The 19,837-nt window shown below is 71.4% G+C and carries 17 protein-coding genes; 7 read left to right on the forward strand and 10 right to left on the reverse strand.

The genetic code is table 11. The features are described 5' to 3' along the window. Positions 1 to 96: 96 nt before the first annotated feature. The 5 genes from ACZ597_RS12880 to ACZ597_RS12900 all read left to right on the forward strand — a co-directional run bounded on the left by ACZ597_RS12880 (position 97) and on the right by ACZ597_RS12900 (position 6,004). The gene (locus tag ACZ597_RS12880) at positions 97 to 1,422 is read left to right on the forward strand and encodes a DUF2252 domain-containing protein (RefSeq protein WP_471328422.1); all 1,326 of its coding nucleotides are present in this window, start codon (positions 97 to 99) and stop codon (positions 1,420 to 1,422) included. Between the two features lie 84 nt (positions 1,423 to 1,506). Continuing rightward, the gene (locus ACZ597_RS12885) at positions 1,507 to 2,196 is read left to right on the forward strand and encodes a hypothetical protein (protein ID WP_471328424.1); all 690 of its coding nucleotides are present in this window, start codon (positions 1,507 to 1,509) and stop codon (positions 2,194 to 2,196) included. Between the two features lie 48 nt (positions 2,197 to 2,244). Further along, a complete protein-coding gene (locus ACZ597_RS12890; RefSeq protein ID WP_471328426.1) occupies positions 2,245 to 3,039 on the forward strand; it encodes a DsbA family protein in 795 nt (264 codons plus the stop codon). Positions 3,040 to 3,165: 126 nt separating this feature from the next. Beyond that, entirely contained in the window at positions 3,166 to 4,815 is a 1,650-nt protein-coding gene (locus ACZ597_RS12895; protein WP_471328428.1) for an alkaline phosphatase D family protein, read from the forward strand. 223 nt (positions 4,816 to 5,038) lie between these two features. Continuing rightward, positions 5,039 to 6,004 carry a zinc metalloprotease gene (locus ACZ597_RS12900; RefSeq protein ID WP_471328882.1) on the forward strand — a complete coding sequence of 322 codons (966 nt, stop codon included), beginning with the start codon at positions 5,039 to 5,041 and terminating at the stop codon, positions 6,002 to 6,004. 78 nt (positions 6,005 to 6,082) lie between these two features. On the opposite strand, the gene ACZ597_RS12905 is transcribed toward ACZ597_RS12900, so the two are convergent. Then, positions 6,083 to 6,652 (reverse strand): dienelactone hydrolase family protein, encoded by a 570-nt coding sequence (locus tag ACZ597_RS12905; protein WP_471328430.1) that lies wholly within the window; start codon positions 6,650 to 6,652, stop codon positions 6,083 to 6,085. Positions 6,653 to 6,724: 72 nt separating this feature from the next. Here ACZ597_RS12905 and ACZ597_RS12910 point away from each other — a divergent pair, with 72 nt between their 5' ends. After that, complete coding sequence (locus ACZ597_RS12910; RefSeq protein WP_471328884.1) at positions 6,725 to 7,762, forward strand: mechanosensitive ion channel family protein; 1,038 nt, start codon at positions 6,725 to 6,727, stop codon at positions 7,760 to 7,762. A 141-nt stretch (positions 7,763 to 7,903) separates the two neighbouring features. Here the strand turns inward: ACZ597_RS12910 and ACZ597_RS12915 are convergent, their stop codons facing one another. The 5 genes from ACZ597_RS12915 to ACZ597_RS12935 form a co-directional block, all read right to left on the reverse strand. Further along, on the reverse strand, positions 7,904 to 9,490 hold the full coding sequence (locus tag ACZ597_RS12915; RefSeq protein WP_471328431.1) for a Na+/H+ antiporter: 1,587 nt from the start codon (positions 9,488 to 9,490) through the stop codon (positions 7,904 to 7,906). Between the two features lie 193 nt (positions 9,491 to 9,683). Beyond that, positions 9,684 to 10,157 carry a GNAT family N-acetyltransferase gene (locus ACZ597_RS12920; RefSeq protein WP_471328433.1) on the reverse strand — a complete coding sequence of 158 codons (474 nt, stop codon included), beginning with the start codon at positions 10,155 to 10,157 and terminating at the stop codon, positions 9,684 to 9,686. Then, positions 10,154 to 11,095, reverse strand: a complete 942-nt coding sequence (locus ACZ597_RS12925; RefSeq protein ID WP_007263598.1) for an RluA family pseudouridine synthase — start codon at positions 11,093 to 11,095, stop codon at positions 10,154 to 10,156. The genes ACZ597_RS12920 and ACZ597_RS12925 overlap by 4 nt, the downstream gene beginning before the upstream one ends. A gap of 52 nt (positions 11,096 to 11,147) precedes the next feature. Continuing rightward, positions 11,148 to 11,714, reverse strand: coding sequence for a signal peptidase II (gene lspA, locus ACZ597_RS12930; RefSeq protein WP_471328435.1), 567 nt, complete (start codon positions 11,712 to 11,714; stop codon positions 11,148 to 11,150). Positions 11,715 to 11,800: 86 nt separating this feature from the next. Next, positions 11,801 to 12,769, reverse strand: a complete 969-nt coding sequence (locus ACZ597_RS12935; protein ID WP_471328437.1) for a TraR/DksA family transcriptional regulator — start codon at positions 12,767 to 12,769, stop codon at positions 11,801 to 11,803. 556 nt (positions 12,770 to 13,325) lie between these two features. Between ACZ597_RS12935 and ileS the strand changes: the two genes are divergently transcribed. Further along, positions 13,326 to 16,472: an isoleucine--tRNA ligase gene (gene ileS, locus ACZ597_RS12940; protein WP_471328439.1), complete on the forward strand. Its 3,147-nt coding sequence runs from the start codon at positions 13,326 to 13,328 to the stop codon at positions 16,470 to 16,472. A gap of 188 nt (positions 16,473 to 16,660) precedes the next feature. Here ileS and ACZ597_RS12945 read toward each other — a convergent pair whose 3' ends face one another. The 4 genes from ACZ597_RS12945 to ACZ597_RS12960 form a co-directional block, all read right to left on the reverse strand. Further along, positions 16,661 to 17,890, reverse strand: coding sequence for a DivIVA domain-containing protein (locus ACZ597_RS12945; protein ID WP_471328441.1), 1,230 nt, complete (start codon positions 17,888 to 17,890; stop codon positions 16,661 to 16,663). A gap of 82 nt (positions 17,891 to 17,972) precedes the next feature. Further along, positions 17,973 to 18,269, reverse strand: a complete 297-nt coding sequence (locus ACZ597_RS12950) for a YggT family protein (protein WP_007263603.1) — start codon at positions 18,267 to 18,269, stop codon at positions 17,973 to 17,975. A gap of 60 nt (positions 18,270 to 18,329) precedes the next feature. After that, complete coding sequence (locus tag ACZ597_RS12955; RefSeq protein WP_007263604.1) at positions 18,330 to 18,947, reverse strand: cell division protein SepF; 618 nt, start codon at positions 18,945 to 18,947, stop codon at positions 18,330 to 18,332. A 169-nt stretch (positions 18,948 to 19,116) separates the two neighbouring features. Further along, on the reverse strand, positions 19,117 to 19,836 hold the full coding sequence (locus tag ACZ597_RS12960) for a YggS family pyridoxal phosphate-dependent enzyme (protein WP_471328443.1): 720 nt from the start codon (positions 19,834 to 19,836) through the stop codon (positions 19,117 to 19,119). Between the last annotated feature and the right edge of the window lies 1 nt (position 19,837).

Here is a 19,837-nt window from a genome sequence, read left to right on the forward strand (position 1 = left end):
CGACGGGTACGGTCGTGCGTTGCAGAACCGGGAAGACCGGTCCGGCGTCCAGTCGGTCAGAAGCCGTACCACCCCTTGCACCAGGAGGCATCCGCCATGGCGGTCACCGAGACCACCGACGAGCAGCGCGCCGAGCAGATACTCGATGTGTTCGACACCGCATTCGGCCGGCTGCTCGCCGCCGACCCCGCTGCCTTCCAGGTCAAGTTCCGGAAGATGGCGGCCTCGGCCTTCGCCTTCTACCGGGGTACGGCCTGCCTCTTCTACGCCGACCTGGAGCGCGACCGGCACGGCGGCCCCTACCTGGACGAGCGCACCGGCCGGGTGTGGATCCACGGCGATCTGCACGCCGAGAACTTCGGCACGTACATGGACGCCAACGGCCGGCTGGTGTTCAACGTGAACGACTTCGACGAGGCGTACGTGGGCCCCTTCACCTGGGACCTCAAGCGCTTCGCCGCCTCCGTCGCCCTGATCGGCTACACCAAGGCGCTCAGCGACGAGCAGATCGGCTCCCTCGTGCGGACCTACGCGGCGGCCTACCGGGAGCGGATCCACCAGCTGGCGACCGGCGCCAAGAACGAGGAGGTGCCCTCCTTCACCCTGGACACCGCCGACGGCGCCCTGCTGGGGGCCCTGCGGGCGGCACGCTCGCGCACCCGCTTCGCGCTGCTGGACTCGATGACGGAGATCCGCGACCACGAGCGCCGCTTCACCTCGGACGGAGGGGCGATCGAGCTGGACGCGGCCACCCGGTACAAGGTGCTGGCCGCCTTCGACGGGTACCTGGAAACCCTGCCGGAGGAGTCGCTGGTGCGCCCGGACTCCTACCGGGTCAAGGACGTGGTGGGCCGCCGGGGCGTAGGCATCGGCTCGGCGGGCCTGCCCTCGTACAACATCCTGCTGGAGGGGCACAGCGACGCCCTGGAGAACGACGTCGTGATCTACCTCAAGCAGGCGCAGACCCCGGCGGTGTCCCGGCACATCACCGACCGGGCGGTCCGGGAGTACTTCCAGCACGAGGGCCACCGCACGGTGATCTCGCAGCGAGCCCTCCAGGCGCACGCGGACCCGTGGCTGGGCTGGACCGAGCTGGACGGCGCCGGGCAGCTGGTCGCGGAGGTCTCCCCGTACGCGGTGGACCTCGACTGGTCGGACCTGGACGACCCGGAGGAGATCGCGGCGGTGGTCGCGGACCTCGGGCGGGCCACGGCCACCATGCACGCCTCGGCCGACGAGGCGGAGAGCGGGCAGTCCCTGGTGCCGTTCTCCACCGAGCGGGCGATCGACGCGGTGATCGCCGCCGACGAGGAGGGCTTCCCGGAGCTGCTGGTCGACTTCGCCCACGCCTACGGGGCCCGGGCGCGCGCCGACCACCAGATCTTCGTGGACCTGTTCCGCAACGGCCGGATCATGTCGTAAGTCCTGGGGCGCGAGGTGCTCCGGGCGCTGATTCACAGGGACCGGGGCGCCTCTCGCACAGGAACTCATGGCAGACTCGCGGCGATGGACATATCAGGGGTGAGGATCCGGGGGCTGCGGGCCGCGCTGTTCAGCGCGCTCGTGGTGCTGCTCTCGGCCGGGTCCCACGTGCTCATGTCCCGGGTGCCGCTGCCGCCCGCGATGATCGCCGGGGCGTTCGCCGGGGTCTTCGCGATCGCCTTCGCGCTGGCCGGCCGGGAGCGGGGCTTCGGCCCGATCGCCGGGCTGCTGGTGCCGCTGGAGCTGGCGGCCGACACCGTCTTCACCGCCGGCCAGCACCTCTGCTACGGCCCCGCCGGCGGGCCGGTGGCCGGGCCGCTGCGCGCGCTGGGCCTGGACGAGCTGTGCGGCGGGACCCCGGTGGGCGGACCGCTGACCGGGGTGGCCGGGCCCGCCGGGGATCCGGCGGCGCTGCTGGCCTCGCCCGGGCCGTGGACGCCCTGGCTGCTGCTCGGCGCGCACGTCACCGTCGGGCTGGTGGCCGCCGCGTGGCTGCGGCACGGCGAGCGGGCCCTGGTGCGGCTGCTGCGGGCGGTCGCCGCCTTCGCGTTCCGGCCGCTGCTGCTGGCGACGGCCCCGGCCGGGGCCGTCCCCGGGCGGGCCGGGCGGGCGCTGCGGCCGGTGTTCCGCGGGGCGGTGGCCCGTACCCGCTTCCCGGCGCATTCCGTGGGCCGGCGGGGCCCTCCCGTACGTGCGGCGCTCACGAGCGCCTGAGCACGTACGCGGTCCCCCCTCGTTCCTTCCCGTTCCACGGAGATCATCATGAGTTCACGCAACAGCCAGCAGAACAAGGCCGCCGCCCGCGAGCGGCTGCGCATCGAGCGCGAGCAGCAGGCGAAGAAGGACAAGGCCCGCCGCCAGATCGTCGTGGCCGGCGCGGTCGTCGCCGTCCTCGCGCTGGCCGGCGGTGTCGGCTACGCGGTCGTCCAGGCCAACGAGCCCGGCTACTGGGACAAGGCCGCCGAGGCCGAGCTGGTCAAGCCGAAGAACACCACGGGCGAGGACGGCCTGACCGTGGTCATCGGCAAGCCCGAGGCGAAGAAGACCCTGGAGCTGTACGAGGACTCGCGCTGCCCGGCCTGCGCCGCCTTCGAGCAGTCGACCGGCGAGCAGATCAAGAAGGACGTGGACGCGGGCAAGTACAAGCTCCGCTACTTCGGCGCGACCTTCATCGACAACGGCGTCAAGGGCGAGGGTTCGAAGAACGCCCTGAGCGCGCTGGGCGCGGCCCTGAACGTGAGCCCCGAGGCCTTCCTGGAGTACAAGGGGGCGCTCTACTCGAAGGCGCTGCACCCCGAGGAGACGAACGACGCGTTCGCGAAGGACGACTACCTGCTGAAGGTCGCGGACACCGTCCCGGCGCTGAAGGACAACGCCGAGTTCAAGAAGGCGGTCCAGGACGGCACGTACGACCGCTGGGCGATGGACATGTCGGACGCCTTCAACAAGTCCGGGGTGACGGGCACCCCGACGCTGAAGATGGACGGCAAGAAGATCGAGACCCCGGCGACGCCGGAGGCCTTCACCGCCGCGATCGACAAGGCCCTCGCGGGCTGATGACCTGACAGATCCGGACATAGCTCCGGACCGTGGCGCACGGGCGGGCGAACTCTCGGAGTTCGCCCGCCCGTTGCCGTTCCGTGTCTGTTCCCAGCCACATACCGATCAGTAATATGATCGGCCGTGACCAGTCATCTCACCCCTTCGCACCCGCGCCGCCGTACGGTCGTGCTGGCCGCCGCGGCCACGGCCGCGCTCGCGCCGATCACCACCCTCGGCGCCCAGGCGGCCCACGCGGCGGGGGCCGCGCCCGCCTTCCTCCACGGCGTCGCCTCCGGCGACCCGCTGCCCGACGGGGTCCTGCTCTGGACCCGCGTCACCCCGTCTCCCGAGGCGGTGCCCGGCTCCGGCCTGGGCCCGGCCACCGCGGTGGGCTGGGAGGTGGCCGAGGACAAGGCCTTCTCCCGGATCGTCGCGAGCGGTTCCGTCACCGCGACCGCCGCCTCCGACCACACCGTCAAGGCGGACGTGCGCGGCCTGCGCCCGCAGACCCCGTACTGGTACCGGTTCACCGCCGGTTCCACCGTCTCCCCGGCCGGCCGCACCCTGACCGCCCCGGCGGCCGGCACGACCACGCCCGGCATCCGCTTCGGCGTGGTCTCCTGCGCCAACTGGGAGTCCGGGTACTTCTCCGCGTACCGGCACCTGGCCGCCCGCACCGACCTGCACGCGGTGCTGCACCTGGGCGACTACATCTACGAGTACCAGACCGGCGGCTACCCCGAGGCGAAGTACGTCGTACGCCAGCACGAGCCGAAGAACGAGATCGTCTCGCTCTCCGACTACCGCACCCGGCACGGCAAGTACAAGACGGACGGCGACCTCCAGGCCCTGCACGCGGCCCACCCGATCGTGGCCATCTGGGACGACCACGAGTTCGCCGACAACTCCTGGTCCGACGGCGCCGGGAACCACACCCCGGGCGCCGAGGGCGACTGGGCGGCCCGCGCGGCCGCCGCCAAGCAGGCGTACTTCGAGTGGATGCCCGTGCGCCCCTCCGTCGCGGGTACCGTCTACCGGCGGCTCCAGTTCGGCACCCTCGCCGACCTGCACCTGCTGGACCTGCGCTCCTTCCGCTCGCAGCAGGCCAAGACCGGCAGCGGCTCGGTGGACGACCCGGAGCGCACCATCACCGGGCGCGCCCAGCTGGACTGGCTCAAGTCCGGGCTGGCGGCCTCGAACGCGACCTGGAAGCTGGTCGGCACCTCGGTGATGATCTCGCCGGTGGCCTTCGCCTCGCTGCCCGCGCACCTGCTGAAGCCGCTCGCGCACCTGCTGGGCCTGCCCGAGGGCGGCATAGCGGTCAACACGGACCAGTGGGACGGCTACACGGACGACCGCAAGGAACTCCTGGGCCACTTGAAGGACCGGAACATCAAGAACACGGTGTTCCTGACCGGCGACATCCACATGGCATGGGCGAACGACGTCCCCGTGAACATGGCGACGTACCCGGGTTCGGGCACGGCGGCCACCGAGTTCGTGGTGACCTCGGTGACCTCCGACAACATCGACGACATGCTGCACGTGGCGCCGCACACCCTCTCGGTGGTGGCCGAGGGCGCCGTCAAGGCGGCGAACTGGCACGTGAAGTGGCTGGACATGGACTCGCACGGCTACGGCGTGCTGGACGTGACGGCCGAGCGCTCGCAGATGGACTACTACGTGGTCTCGGACAAGCGGCGGCAGGACGCGAGCTCGTCCTGGGCCCGCTCGTACCGCACGCTGAACGGCAGCCAGAAGGTGGAACGGGCCGACCGCCCGGTTAACTGACCCTCCGTCAAATTTGCTGCAAAAGGGGGCTCCTGGTGCAGACCAGGAGCCCCATCCGGCACATCGGCAACAAATCTTTAACCTACGGGTACTTGCCATCTCGATGACATGCACACATAAACTTCCGGCCAGCGTGAGGAAATCCCTCACCCCCCACCACGCTTGCCGAGGAGCCATCGTGCGCGCTTCTGCCCGCATATCCCCCCTTCTCCGCCGCCGCCTCATGGGTACGGCCGTCCTGGCCTCCACCCTGGCGTTCGCCCCTCTGACCGCCCCCACCACGGTCGCCGCCGCAGCCTCCAGCACCGGTGCCGAGGCCTGTGCCGAGCAGGGCTCCGCCCCTGCCAACGCCCGCGTCGCCAAGCCCAAGGACAGCCACGCGGCCGAGCCCAACGAGGTCAGCGAGGCCCAGGTCAAGGCCATGGACGCCGACCTGCAGAAGAAGCTCAAGGGCCTCCAGCTCTCCCCCCAGCAGGTCTTCGGCTCCGGCGCCGGCGCCTCGCTCGCCACCGCCGCCACGAACATCCCGGTGTACGTCCACGTCATCACCTCCGGCACCGCCGGAAAGCTGACCGCCACGGACATCAACAACCAGCTCGCCGTCCTCAACGCCGCCTACAGCGGCCAGGGCAGCGGCAACGTCGACGCCGGCTTCCAGTTCACCCTGGCCGGCACCGACTACACGGACAACGCCGCCTGGTACAACGTCTCCGACGGCACCCAGGCCGAGAAGGACATGAAGAACGCCCTGCGCAAGGGCGACAAGAACGCGCTCAACATCTACACCGCCAACCTCGGCGGCGGCCTCCTCGGCTGGGCGACCTTCCCGAGCTCCTACGCCTCCCAGCCCAAGATGGACGGCGTGGTCCTCCTCAACACCTCGCTGCCCGGCGGCTCCGCCGCCAACTACAACGAGGGCGACACCGCCACCCACGAGGTCGGCCACTGGATGGGCCTGTACCACACCTTCCAGGGCGGCTGCACGGGCAGCGGCGACTCCGTCTCCGACACCCCGGCCGAGAAGAGCGCCGCCTTCGAGTGCCCGACCGGCCGCGACTCCTGCGCCAGCAAGGCCGGCGTCGACCCGATCCACAACTTCATGGACTACACGTACGACTCCTGCATGTACCAGTTCACCGCGGGCCAGGTCTCGCGCATGAAGAGCATGTGGACCGCCTACCGCGGCTGATCCACCGGCTCACCCGCAACGACGACGATGCCCCCGGCGCCCGGCCGGGGGCATCGCCCCGTCTCCCGCTCCCGCGTCCTACAGCGTGTCCAGGAACGCCAGGGCGGCCTTCCAGGCCTCCTCCGCCGCCTCGGCGTCGTAGTCCTCCAGGTCCGGGTCCGTGAACAGGTGCCCCGCGCCCGCGTAGCCGTGCACCTCCACGTCCGCCCCGGCGCGCCGCATCCGCAGGTACCAGGCGGTCAGCCAGTCGTGCGTCTCGTACGGGTCCGGGTCCGCGATGTGCAGCTGCACCGGCAGCTCGTCCGCCGACGCGTCCTCGTCCAGGTCCGCCGTGCCGTGCAGGAGCAGCAGGCCGCGCGCCTTGTCGTCGGCCAGCGCCAGGTGCTGCGCGACGGAACCGCCGAAGGAGAAGCCCGCGTAGACCAGGCCCCGGTCGGAGAAGGGCGCCGACGCCAGCACCGCCCGCTTGAGCAGCTCGTCGCGGCCCACCTCCTCCTGGTAGGCCGCACCCTCCTCGAACGTGGCGAACGCACGGCCCTCGAAGAGGTCCGGCACCTGGACCTCGTGCCCGGCCGCGCGCAGCCGGTCGGCCGCGGCGTGGACCGCGGGCCGCAGCCCGTACGTCGAATGGAAGAGCATGATGTTCATGCCCTCCATCGTGCCATTCGCGGGGAAAGCAGGAGTCCGGGGGCGCCCCGTGGATACGGTCTCAGCATGGAGATGGAGAACGTCCTGCGTCCCGTCCTGGTCGTCGGCGCCGCCCTGGTCCTCACCCTGGTCGCCGGCTGGGTGCTCGACCTGCTGCTGCGCAAGGCCGACGCCCGGCACACCGAAACCCCGCTGTGGGGCCTGCTGCGCCGCTGCGGCCTGCCCTTCCGGCTCGTCCTCGGCACCGCGGCGCTCCAGGCCGCGTACCGGCCGGCGGGCATCCTCCCCGCCCACGCGGCCGACGTGGGCCACGCCCTGACCCTGGTCCAGATCGCCTCGACCGCCTGGCTGCTCGTCGGCATCGCGGCGGCGGTCGTCGAGGCCACGTACGCCCGCTACGCCGCCGCCTCTCCCGACGACGCCCGGGTGCGCCGGGTCCGCACCCAGGTCACCCTGATCCAGCGGGTGCTCACGGCCGTGGCCGTGGTGGTCGCCGCCGCCGCGATGCTGCTGACCTTCCCGCCGATGCGCACGGTCGGCGCCTCGGTGCTGGCCTCCGCCGGGGTGCTCGGCATCGTCGCGGGCATCGCCGCGCAGGCCTCCCTCGGCAACCTCTTCGCCGGGCTTCAGATCGCCTTCGGGGACACCGTGCGCATCGGGGACACGGTGGTCGTGGACAAGGAGTGGGGCAAGGTCGAGGAGATCACCCTGACCTTCCTGGTGGTGCGCACCTGGGACGAGCGCCGGATCACGATGCCGGTCTCGTACTTCACCGGCAAGCCGTACGAGAACTGGTCGCGCGGCGGCGCCCAGATGACCGGCACGGTCTTCTGGCACCTGGACCACTCGGCGCCGGTCCCCCTCATGCGGGACAAGCTCGCCGAGCTGCTCAAGGACATCCCCGAGTGGGACGGCCGCACCGGCAGCCTGGCCGTCACCGACACCACCCCGAACACCATCGTGGTCCGCGCGGTGGTCACGGCGAAGGACGCCGACGACGTGTGGACCCTGCGCTGCGCGGTCCGCGAGCAGCTGATCGTCTGGCTGGCCGCCCACCACCCGTACGCCCTCCCCCGCGTCACCACCTCGGAAGCGGTCCGCCCCGAATGATCCGCAGCCCCCTGCGGGCTGCGCAGACTCCTCACGCCCCCTCCCCGACGCACCCCTCGCACGGCTCGGCCGTGGCCGGTCTCCCCGGCTTCGCGGCGCTGCGGCGGACTCCGTCCGCCGACGAGACCGCCCCGGCTCCGCCTACGGGCTGCGCAGACTCCTCACGTCCAAGTGCCGCAGCACCCGGTCGACGATCTCCGGGTCGGAGCCCGGTTCGCTGCGCGCCGCGAGGACCTCGTGACGGGCGGCGGACATCATCTCCCGCTGGATGCGCTGGACGTCGCGGATCCGCTCCACTCGCTTCGCGTACGCCTCCCGGCGCTCCTCGTCGACCAGGTCCGGGCTGATCCTGGCCCCGACGTCGTACGCCCGGCGGTACAGGATCTCCACCAGGTCCTCGGGGAGGTCCTCGACCTCCTCGATCTCCTTGAGCCGCCGCTTCGCGGCCTTCGCCGCGCGCAGCGCCAGCCGCCGCTCGGTCTCCCGCTCGACGTCCGCGTCCGCCTCCACCCCCAGCCGGCGCACCAGCCACGGCAGGGTCAGCCCCTGGAACACCAGCGTGGTCATGATCACCGCGAAGGCGATGAAGACGATCTCGTCACGCGCCGGGAAGGGCTCCCCGGCATCGGTACGGAACGGCAGGGCCAGGGCCAGCGCCACCGAGGCCACCCCGCGCATCCCGGCCCACCACATCACGAGGCTCTCCCGCCAGCTCAGCGGGATCTCCTCGTCGTAGTCGCGGCGCCCGTGCAGCTTCTTCGCCAGCCAGGCCGCGGGCAGCAGCCAGAGCAGCCGTACGCCGACCACCACCGCGACGACCGCCGCCGCCCAGCCGACCATGGCCCACTCGCGGCCGCCGGCCACCCCGAAGACGTTGTGCAGCTCCAGCCCGATCAGCCCGAAGGCCACGCCGGTGACCAGCGTGTCGACGATCTCCCAGAACGTGTGCCCGGCCAGCCGCCCCAGCACGTCGTCGGCGTCTCCCGCGTACTCCGCGAGGAACAGGGCCGTCGTCAGCACGGCCAGCACCCCCGAACCCTGGAGCTCCTCCGCCACCACGTACGCCACGAACGGCACCAGCAGCGTCAGCCCGATCTGGAGGGTGGCGTCGCCGAGCCGCCCCATCAGCCGGTTCGCGGCCCAGCCGAGCGCCAGCCCGACGGCCACCGCCACCACGGCGGACAGCACGAACTCCCCGAGCGCGTCGGGCCAGGAGAAGGTGCCGCTCACGGCGGCGGCGACGTGGTACAGCACGATGGCGGTGACGTCGTTGAACAGGCCCTCGCCCTCCAGGATCGACACCATCCGGCGCGGCAGCCCGAGCGCCCCGGCAACGGCGGTGGCGGCGACCGGGTCGGGCGGGGCGACGAGCGCGCCGAGGGCAACGGCGGCGGCCAGCGGCAGGCCGGGCACGACGGCGTGCGCGACCCCGGCCACGGCGGCGGTGGTCACGAACACCAGGGCCACCGCCAGCAGCAGGATCGGCCGCACGTTGGCGGCGAACTGCCGCCAGGAGGTGCGCTGCGCGGAGGCGTACAGCAGCGGCGGCAGCACCAGCGGCAGGATGTACTCGGGCGGGACGTCGACATTGGGCACGACCGGCACCAGGGCCAGGACGACCCCGCCGAGGGTCATCAGCACGGGCGCGGGCAGCCCGAGCCGGTCCCCGAGCGGTACGGTCACCACGGCCCCGAGCAACAGCACGAAGAGCAGAGCGAGCTGATCCACGGCCCCACCCTGCCGCATCCGCCGGCGCCCTGCCCTGAGGCGCGGTGCCCGCGCGCGTCCCGCCGCGCGGAGCCCCGCGCCTCAATCGCCGGCGGGGCTGTTTACAGCCCCGCCGGCGATTGAGGCGAGAACGGTTGAAGGGCGGGTAGGGGACGGCCCCGCGCAGCGGCACCGCCGGCTGCGGCACCGCCCGCTACGGCAGGGCGCGCCGCATCGCCCGGTGCGGAATACCGGCGTCGTCGAACTCCGGCCCGTACGCCTCGTACCCCAGCCGCTCGTAGAAGCCCAGCGCATGCGTCTGCGCGCCGAGCGACACCGCGGCCAGCCCCCGCCGCCCGGCCTCCGCCTCGATCGCGCGGACCAGCGCCACCCCGACGCCCAGCCCGCGCGCGGACTCGCGTACGGCCAGCCGTCCCAGGGAGCCGACCTCCGGGGACCCGGTCTTGGACAGGGCCTCGGGCCCGTGGAGCAGTCGGCCGGTGCCCAGCGGCTCCCCGTCCGGGCCGACGGCCAGTACGTGCACCGCGACGGCGTCGTACGCGTCGTACTCGATCGACTCCGGCACGGACTGCTCCACCACGAACACCTCGGTCCGCACGGCGTAGCAGGCCGCCAGGTCGGCCTCCGAGGAGACCACCCTCACCGAGACGGACGGGACGGCCGTCACTGGCTCTCGGCCCGGATCACATCCAGCGCGTGCTGGAGGTCCGCCGGGTAGCCGCTCTCGAACTCCACCCACTGCCCGTCGGCCGGGTGCTCGAAGCCGAGCCGCACCGCGTGCAGCCACTGCCGGGTCAGGCCCAGCCGCTTCGCGACGGTCGGGTCGGCGCCGTAGGTCAGGTCGCCGACGCAGGGGTGGCGGTGGGCGGACATGTGCACGCGGATCTGGTGCGTGCGGCCCGTCTCCAGCTTGATGTCCAGCAGGGAGGCGGCGCGGAAGGCCTCGATGAGGTCGTAGTGGGTGACCGACGCCTTGCCGTCCTGGGTCACCGCCCACTTGTAGTCGGCGCTCGGGTGGCGCCCGATCGGCGCGTCGATCGTGCCGCTCATCGGGTCCGGGTGGCCCTGCACCAGCGCGTGGTAGCGCTTGTCGACGACGCGCTCGCGGAACTGGTTCTTCAGCGAGGTGTAGGCGCGCTCGGACTTGGCCACGGCCATCAGGCCGGAGGTGCCGACGTCGAGGCGGTGCACGATGCCCTGGCGCTCGGAGGCCCCGGAGGTGGAGATCCGGTAGCCGGCGGCGGCGAGGCCGCCGATGACGGTGGTGCCGGTCCAGCCGGGGCTGGGGTGGGCGGCGACGCCGACCGGCTTCATGATGACCACGACGTCGTCGTCGTCGTGGATGATCTCCATGCCGGGCACGGGCTCGGCCACGAGCTCGACGGGCCGCGGCGGGGCGGGCATCTCGACTTCCAGCCAGGCGCCGCCGTGGACGCGCTCGGACTTGCCGACGACGCTGCCGTCGACCGAGACCTTCCCCTCCGCCGCCAGCTCGGCCGCCTTCGTCCGGGAGAAACCGAACATACGGGCGATGGCGGCGTCGACGCGCTCGCCCTCGAGGCCATCGGGAACGGGCAGGGTGCGGATCTCGGGAATCGTACTCACCTGTCGAGTATGCAGGACTCGGCAGAGGAGCATGCCCGCCCGGCCTCCGCGATCAGTCCTTGTGGACGGTGCCGTCCGGGTCCAGGCCCTTGAAGGACAGCAGCACGATCAGGATCCCGCCGCACACGATCGCCGAGTCCGCGAGGTTGAACACGGCGAAGTGGGCCGGCGCGATGAAGTCGACGACCGCGCCCCGGAACACGCCCGGCGAACGGAAGATCCGGTCGGTGAGGTTGCCCAGCGCACCGCCCAGCAGCAGGCCCAGGGCGATCGCCCACGGCAGGCTGTACAGCTTGCGGGCCAGCCGGACGATCACCACGATCACGGTCGCCGCGATCACCGTGAAGATGATCGTGAAGGCCTCGCCGAAGCCGAAGGCCGCGCCGGGGTTGCGGATGGCGGAGAACTTCAGCCACTCGCCGATGATCTCGATCGGCGGCTGGTGTTCCAGTTTGGCCACGACGACCATCTTGCTGCCGAGGTCGAGCAGGTACGCGAGCACCGCGACGACCAGCAGCGCCGCGATCCGCCTGCGCCCGCGGGGCGCGGCGGGCTCCGACTGCGGCTCGGCGCCGTCCCCGACCTCCGGCATACCGATGATGCGCTCCGCCTCTGCCACGTGAGTCCCTCGAACTAGCTCGAACCGGGTACGGGAACCTTCATCCCGACGAGACACGAGAGTACGTCAGTACGCGTAGGTCCTGGCTAGTGCCTTCGCTCCTGCTTCTGCTTGCAGTCCACGCACAGCGTCGCCCTCGGGAAGGCCTGCATGCGCGCCTTTCCGATGGGCCTGCCGCAGTTCTCGCAGAGGCCGTACGTACCCGCCCCCAGCCGTTCCAGGGCCCGCTCGGTCTGCTCCAGCATCGAGGTGGCGTTCGCGGCGAGGGCCAGTTCGGACTCCCGGGTGATGTTCTTGGTGCCGGTGTCGGCCTGGTCGTCGCCCGCACCGTCGCCGGAGTCCCGCATCAGGCCCGAGATGGCCACCTCGGAGGCGTCCAGCTCGGCCCGCAGCCGCAGCACCTCGCTCTCCAGCTCCGCCCGCGCCTCGGCCACCTCCTCGGGGGTCCACGGGTCCTCCCCCTCGCGTACGGCGAGCTCGCCGGGGGCCGTGGCGGCTTTCACCTTGGGGAGCCCGCTGGTCGCGGTCCCGGCCGTCTTCCTGGCCGTACCCGCAGTCTTCTTGGCAACCACTTTCCGAGCTCCCGTCTTCCGCGCGGCCGGGGCCGCCCCCTCGGACGCGGCCGTCTTGGCCGCGGCCTTGCTCGTGGTACGCCCGGCCGCCGCCTCGGCCGGGGCCGTCGTGGCGGCCGACTTCCCGGCCGGGACTTCCTCGGCGACCGCCTTCTTCACCGCCGCCTTCTTGGCCGGGGCCTTCTTCGCCGGGGCCGTCTTGGCCGGGGCCGTCTTGGCCGGGGCCTTCTTGGCCGGGGCCGTCTTGGCGGCCGACTTCCCGGCCGGGACTTCCTCGGCGACCGCCTTCTTCACCGCCGCCTTCTTGGCCGGGGCCTTCTTCGCCGGGGTCTTCTTGGCCGGGGCCGTCTTGGCCGGGGCCTTCTTCGCCGCCTTCCCGGCGGCAGCCGACCCGGCGGCGCCCTTCTCCGCCGGGACCTTTGCGGCCGCCTCCTTGACCGCGGGCTCGGCCACCTCCCGTGTCCCCGTCTTCTTCGCCACCATGGCCGCGGCCCCTTTTCACATACTGTGATCTTGTTCGCAGATCGTGCCGGAACGATAAATCGCCTCCGACCCCACGGCAACGGGGCACGCGTCCGTCGAGGTCAACCTGCATCCGTTGTGCCCAGCGGGGAGCCCCGTAATCCGCCCCACCCGCCCCAGCGGATCCCGGAGCAGCCCGTCAGCCCATCCGGGTCACGCCGGAACCCGCCCCGCGACGCGCCGCCGGCCCCCGCAAAACCGGTCTGCCGACCCGCGCCCCGGCCCGTACACTGGGCGCAGCGAAAGGCATGGATGGGGACGAGTAGCGTCGGACGCAGCCAGGAGCGACCCGGGGACGGTGAGAGCCCGGGGGCGAGCGCGATGCGAAGGATCACCCCGGAGCCGCCGGAAGAAAGCCCGCACGGATCCCCGTACGGCGAGTAGAACCGGCTTCGCACCCCAATGAGGGGGCCGCCGGACCCGTCCGGAGGCCAAGGAGGGTGGTACCGCGGGAGCAGCAGACGCTCTCGTCCCTCCGGACGGAAGTGACACACCGCCGGAGGAAGAGTTCAGCCTCATGACCACACCGCCGCAGTACCGCCCGGTACCCGCCCAGGTCGACCTGCCCGCCCTCGAACACGCCGTCCTCGACTTCTGGCGCGAGAGCAAGACCTTCGCCAAGACGCTGGAGCAGTCCGAGGGCCGCCCCGAGTGGGTCTTCTACGAGGGCCCGCCCACCGCGAACGGCATGCCCGGCGCGCACCACATCGAGGCCCGCGTCTTCAAGGACGTCTTCCCCCGCTTCCGCACCATGCGCGGCTACCACGTGGCCCGCAAGGCCGGCTGGGACTGCCACGGCCTGCCCGTGGAGCTGGCCGTCGAGAAGGAACTGGGCTTCAACGGCAAGCAGGACATCGAGGCGTACGGCATCGCCGAGTTCAACGCCAAGTGCCGCGAGTCCGTGACCCGCCACACCGACGCGTTCACCGAGCTCACGACCCGCATGGGCTACTGGGTCGACCTGGACGACGCCTACCGGACCATGGACCCCGAGTACGTCGAGTCCGTCTGGTGGTCGCTGAAGGAGATCTTCAACAAGGGCCTGCTGACCCAGGACCACCGCGTGGCCCCCTGGTGCCCGCGCTGCGGCACCGGCCTGTCCGACCACGAGCTCGCCCAGGGCTACGAGACGGTCGTCGACCCCTCCGTCTACGTCCGCTTCCCGCTGACCTCCGGCCCGCTGGCCGGCGAGGCGGCGCTCGTCGTGTGGACCACCACCCCCTGGACCCTCGTCTCAAACACCGCCGTGGCCGCCCACCCCGAGGTCACGTACGTCGTCGCCACCAACGGCGAGGAGAAGCTGGTCGTCGCCCAGCCGCTGCTGGAGAAGGCGCTCGGCGAGGGCTGGGAGGCCACCGGGCAGACCTTCACGGGCAAGGAGATGGAGCGCTGGACCTACGAGCGCCCCTTCGCGCTGGTCCCCTTCGACTCCCCGGCCCACTACGTGGTCAACGCCGAGTACGTCACCACCGAGGACGGCACCGGTCTGGTGCACCAGGCCCCGGCCTTCGGCGCCGACGACCTCGCGGTCTGCCGCGCGTACGGCATGCCGGTCGTGAACCCGGTCCGTGCCGACGGCACCTTCGAGGAGGAGGTCCCGCTGGTCGGCGGCGTCTTCTTCAAGAAGGCCGACGAGCGCCTGACCGCCGACCTCGACGCGCGCGGCCTGCTCTTCAAGCACATCGCCTACGAGCACAGCTACCCGCACTGCTGGCGCTGCCACACCGCGCTGCTCTACTACGCGCAGCCGTCCTGGTACATCCGCACCACCGCCGTCAAGGACGCGATGCTGCGGGAGAACGAGAAGACCAACTGGTTCCCGGACTCCGTCAAGCAGGGCCGCTTCGGCGACTGGCTCAACAACAACATCGACTGGGCGCTCTCCCGCAACCGCTACTGGGGCACCCCGCTGCCGATCTGGCGCTGCGAGGAGAACCACCTCACCTGCGTCGGCTCCCGCGCGGAACTGAGCGAGCTGTCCGGGCAGGACCACTCCGCCCTGGACCCGCACCGCCCGTACATCGACGACGTGACCTTCCCCTGCACGGCCGAGGGCTGCTCCCTGACCGCCGTCCGCGTCCCGGAGGTCATCGACGCCTGGTACGACTCGGGCTCGATGCCGTTCGCGCAGTGGGGCTACCCGTACAAGAACAAGGACGTCTTCGAGAAGCGCTACCCGGCGCAGTTCATCTCGGAGGCCATCGACCAGACGCGCGGCTGGTTCTACACGCTCATGGCGGTCGGCACCCTCGTCTTCGACAAGTCGTCCTACGAGAACGTGGTCTGCCTGGGCCACATCCTCGCCGAGGACGGCCGCAAGATGTCCAAGCACCTGGGCAACATCCTCCAGCCGATCCCGCTCATGGACCAGCACGGCGCCGACGCGGTGCGCTGGTTCATGGCGGCCGGCGGCTCCCCGTGGACGGCGCGCCGCGTCGGCCACGGCACGATCCAGGAGGTCGTCCGCAAGACGCTCCTCACGTACTGGAACACGGTCGCCTTCCAGGCCCTGTACGCCCGTACCTCGAACTGGGCGCCGTCCGCCGCCGACCCGGCGCCGGCCGACCGCACCGTCCTCGACCGCTGGCTGCTCTCCGAGCTCCACACCCTCGTCACCGAGGTCACGGACGCGATGGAGGCCTACGACACCCAGCGCGCGGGCAAGCTGCTCTCCGCCTTCGTGGACGACCTGTCCAACTGGTACGTGCGCCGCTCGCGCCGCCGGTTCTGGCAGGGCGACGCGGCCGCGCTGCGCACGCTGCACGACGTGGTCGAGACGGTGACCCGCCTGATGGCCCCGCTCACCCCGTTCATCACGGAGCGGGTCTGGCAGGACATGGTCGTCCCGGTCACCCCGGACGCGCCGGAGTCGGTGCACCTGTCCACCTGGCCGGTGGCCGACACCTCGGCGATCGACCCGGTGCTCTCGCAGCAGATGCTGCTGGTTCGCCGCCTCGTGGAACTGGGCCGCGCGACGCGTGCCGAGTCGGGCGTGAAGACCCGCCAGCCGCTGTCGCGCGCTCTGGTCGGGGCGGTGGGCTTCGACGCCCTGTCCCCGGAGCTCCAGGCGCAGATCACGGAGGAGCTGAACGTCTCCTCCCTGGCCTCCCTGTCCGAGGTCGGCGGCTCGCTGGTGGACACCACGGCCAAGGCGAACTTCCGGGCGCTGGGCAAGCGCTTCGGCAAGGGCGTCCAGGACGTCGCGAAGGCCGTCGCCGCCGCCGATGCCGCCGCCCTGTCCCTGGCGCTGCGCTCCGGCTCCGCGACCGTCTCGCTGGACGGCGAGGAGATCTCCCTCTCCCCGGAAGAGGTCATCATCACGGAGACCCCCCGCGAGGGCTGGTCGGTGGCCTCGGACTCCGGTGCGACGGTCGCCCTCGACCTGGAGATCACCCCGGAGCTGCGGCTGGCGGGCCTGGCCCGTGACGCGATCCGGCTGATCCAGGAGGCCCGGAAGAACTCCGGCCTGGACGTCGCGGACCGTATCGCCCTGCGGTGGTCCTCGGACTCCCCGGAGGTCGTGACGGCCCTGACGGACCACGCGGCGCTGATCGCGGACGAGGTCCTGGCGACGGACTTCGCGGCCGGCGAAGCCGACGCCGCCTACGGTGACCCGTTCACGGACGAGTCCCTGTCCCTGACGTTCCGCCTCCGCAAGGCGTAACCGGTCCCTCCCTGTGGCCCGGCCCACCCCTCCGGGGGCGGTGCCGGGCCACAGCCGTCTCCGGCCCGTTGCCGGACCGCTGCGCGGGGCCCACCGGCCCCGGACGCAGAAACGGGCCGGGCCCGGATCCCCTGAGGGGGTCCGGGCCCGGCCCGTGAAGCGACTGCCGACAGACGCGGCGGCGGCGCCTAGTTGTCGTCCTCGTCGATCAGGAAGCCCCGCATGGGAGACGGCGCCTGCATCGGCTGCGGCGCAGCCGGCCGCACCGGAGCCATCGGCTGCGTCATCGCCGGGGACATCTGCTGCTGGCCGCCGTAGGACGGGCCGCCGCCCATCGGGGAGGGGCCGCCCATCGGCGACGGTCCGCCCATGGGGGACGGGCCACCCATGCCCATGGCGCCGGCCGGAGCCATCGACGGGGACGGCGACGGCGGCAGGGCCGGGCCGGCCGGGGTGCGCGGCGGCGCGAGGGAGTCGTCGGCCTGGGTCTCCAGCTGGCGCAGCTGCGACTCCAGGTAGGACTTCAGACGCGTCCGGTACTCGCGCTCGAAGCCCCGCAGGTCCTCGACCTTGCGCTCCAGCGTGGCGCGGGCGGACTCCAGGGAGCCCATCGCGACGCGGTGCTTCTCCTGGGCGTCCCGCTCCAGCGCGTCGGCCTTGGCGCGGGCGTCCCGCTCCAGGCCCTCGGCGCGGCTGCGCGCCTCTCCGACGATCTTGTTGGCCTCGGAGCGGGCCTCCGCGATCGCCTGGTCGGCGGTCTGCTGCGCGAGCGACAGGACGCGGGCGGCGCTGTCGCCACCGGGGCCCTGCTGCGGGAGCTGCGGCTGGCCCATCGGCTGCATCTGCTGCTGCATGGGCTGCATCTGCTGGCCCATCGGCTGCATCTGCTGGCCCATCGGCTGGCCGAGCTGGTTCTGGCCGCCCATGGACTGCTGCTGCATCTGCTGCTGCATGGGCTGCTGGCCCATCTGCTGCTGCGGCGCCATCGGGTGCTGGCCGCCCATGGACTGCTGCTGCATGGGGCCGCCCATCGGGCCCGGACCCTGCGGTCCGTGTCCGCCGGGACCGGCGGGGAGCTGCGGCGGTCCCATCTGCGGCTGCTGCTGGCCACCCGGGAGCTGCGGCGGGCCCATCTGCTGCTGCTGCTGCGGCGGGCCGGATATGGCCGCCGGCACGGGGGCGCCGGGACGCTGGTCCTGGGGCTCGGGCTTGCGCATGTTCTGCTGCTGCTGGTTCTGGGCGGCGGCACGCGTGGCGGCGGCCAGCTTCGCGCGCAGGTCCTCGTTCTCGCGCAGCAGACGGGTCAGCTCGGACTCGACCTCGTCGAGGAAGGCGTCGACCTCGTCCTCGTCATAGCCTTCTCGCAGGCGGACGGTCGTGAACTGCTTGTTCCGCACGTCCTCGGGAGTCAGCGGCATGTCTTCTTCACCTCTACGTAGTCGTCGGCAGTCGGCAGGACCGTATCGGGACTGTCCCCGCGCCTGCGGGGGAGCTCATCGTTCACACGCTTCTCGCAGCGGTGCTCACGAAACTGATGAGGATGTAAACGATGATCATCAGAACGAAGAAGGACAGGTCGAGTGCCACGCCCCCGAGACGCAACGGCGGGATGAAGCGCCGAAGAAGCTTGAGCGGTGGATCGGTGACCGTGTAGGTGGCCTCCAGAACGACCACCATCGCCTTGCCGGGTGCCCATGAACGTGCGAACTGGAACACGTAGTCCATGACCAGTCGGAAGATCAGCACGATGAGGAAGCACATCAGCGCGATGTAGACCACCTGCAGTGCGACGCCCATCCCGTGCTTCCCTCTCCCCTGCTTCCGCTCTGTCCCCGGTCCCGTTTCTGACGGATCGGTCTAGCTTTGGTTGAAGAACCCGCCCTCCGCGATGCGGGCCTTGTCCTCCGCCGTGACATCGACGTTAGCAGGAGACAGCAGGAACACCTTCTGTGTCACGCGTTCAATACTGCCGTGCAGACCGAAGACAAGACCGGCGGCGAAGTCCACGAGACGCTTCGCGTCCGTGTCGTCCATCTCCGTGAGATTCATGATCACCGGAGTGCCCTCACGGAAGTGTTCCCCGATGGTACGGGCCTCGTTGTAGGTCCGGGGGTGCAGCGTCGTGATGCGGTACGGCTCCCGCTCGGAGACGACCTTGGGCATGATCACGGGGGCGTTCTTCTCCAGGTTGGTGCGGTCAGGTGTGATGGATGCCACGGGGGCAATTCGCGCGGGACGTCCGTTTTCTGACGGAATTGGGAGGGGTTCGCGCGGAGCCGGCGGCTGTACAGCTCGTACCGGTTCGTCCGTTACGGGCGTTTGGTGCACCGGCTGCTGTCTACGATCCCGGTCTCGGGCCCGTTCCGGTTCCGGTTCGGGCTCGAACTCGTCATCGGGGTCGTACCCCGGGTTGTCGTACCGGTCGTCCTCCACGAGGCCGAGGTAGACCGCCATCTTGCGCATCGCGCCGGCCATTCTCCGAGTCCTCCGCTCTGTGGTGGATCGCCCTGTCGCAGGTGTCGAGTGTCCGTCAGCGAAGTCGCTGTGTCACCAAAGTCACCAACTGCCCGCGATCCACGTGGTCTGTCCGCTCATCTGCGGAAATGACCATATTTTCTGCTGTGGTCCGACTTTCTTCGCGACGTTACCCGAGCCGGGGTCTCGCGCCGAGTACCGCAGTGCCGACGCGTACATGTGTCGCACCCGCCAGCACGGCCTGCTCCAGGTCGGCGCTCATCCCGGCCGACACCATCGTGGCAGCCGGATGGGCCGCGCGCAGGCTGGATGACAATTCCATCATCCGCTCGAAGGCGGCCTGTTCGCGTCCCGCGTAGGGGCCCGCCAGGGGGGCGACGGTCATGAGGCCGTCGATCCGAAGACCCGGCGCGCCGGCGACGAGGTCCGCCAACTCCGCCATCAGGTCCGGCGCGGCACCGCCGCGGGCCCCGCGCTCGCCCGACTCGGCGTCGAGCGCGATCTGCACGAGGCAGCCGAGCTCGCGCCCCTGCCCCTCCGCGGCCGCCGAGAGCGCGGTGACGAGCTTCGGCCGGTCGACGGACTGCACCACGTGCGCGTATCCCGCCACGGAACGGACTTTGTTCGTCTGCAACTGACCCACGAAGTGCCAGCTCAGCGGCAGATCCGCACAGGCGGCCGCCTTGGGGGCGGCGTCCTGGTCGCGATTTTCCGCAACATGACGGACACCCAGGTCCGCCAGCAGTCGTACGTCGCTCGCCGGGTAGGTCTTGGTGACCACGATGAGGGTCACCTCCTCCCGCTTGCGCCCGGCCGCCGCGCAGGCGGTCGCGATCCGCTCCTCGACCCGCGCGAGGTTCTCCGCGAGCTCGGCCTTACGATCCGTCATT

This window comes from Streptomyces sp. NPDC040718 (assembly GCF_055593565.1).

Coding starts and splice junctions, on each gene's coding strand:
- ACZ597_RS12905 (WP_471328430.1), bottom strand. CDS start 6,652: ATGAACATCATGCTCTTCCATTCGACGTACGGGCTGCGGCCCGCGGTC.
- ACZ597_RS12910 (WP_471328884.1), top strand. CDS start 6,725: ATGGAGAACGTCCTGCGTCCCGTCCTGGTCGTCGGCGCCGCCCTGGTC.
- ACZ597_RS12955 (WP_007263604.1), bottom strand. CDS start 18,947: ATGGCCGGCGCGATGCGCAAGATGGCGGTCTACCTCGGCCTCGTGGAG.
- ACZ597_RS12880 (WP_471328422.1), top strand. CDS start 97: ATGGCGGTCACCGAGACCACCGACGAGCAGCGCGCCGAGCAGATACTC.
- ACZ597_RS12935 (WP_471328437.1), bottom strand. CDS start 12,769: ATGGTGGCGAAGAAGACGGGGACACGGGAGGTGGCCGAGCCCGCGGTC.
- ACZ597_RS12960 (WP_471328443.1), bottom strand. CDS start 19,836: ATGACGGATCGTAAGGCCGAGCTCGCGGAGAACCTCGCGCGGGTCGAG.
- ACZ597_RS12890 (WP_471328426.1), top strand. CDS start 2,245: ATGAGTTCACGCAACAGCCAGCAGAACAAGGCCGCCGCCCGCGAGCGG.
- ACZ597_RS12885 (WP_471328424.1), top strand. CDS start 1,507: ATGGACATATCAGGGGTGAGGATCCGGGGGCTGCGGGCCGCGCTGTTC.
- ileS (WP_471328439.1), top strand. CDS start 13,326: ATGACCACACCGCCGCAGTACCGCCCGGTACCCGCCCAGGTCGACCTG.
- ACZ597_RS12900 (WP_471328882.1), top strand. CDS start 5,039: ATGGGTACGGCCGTCCTGGCCTCCACCCTGGCGTTCGCCCCTCTGACC.
- ACZ597_RS12945 (WP_471328441.1), bottom strand. CDS start 17,890: ATGCCGCTGACTCCCGAGGACGTGCGGAACAAGCAGTTCACGACCGTC.
- ACZ597_RS12950 (WP_007263603.1), bottom strand. CDS start 18,269: ATGGGCGTCGCACTGCAGGTGGTCTACATCGCGCTGATGTGCTTCCTC.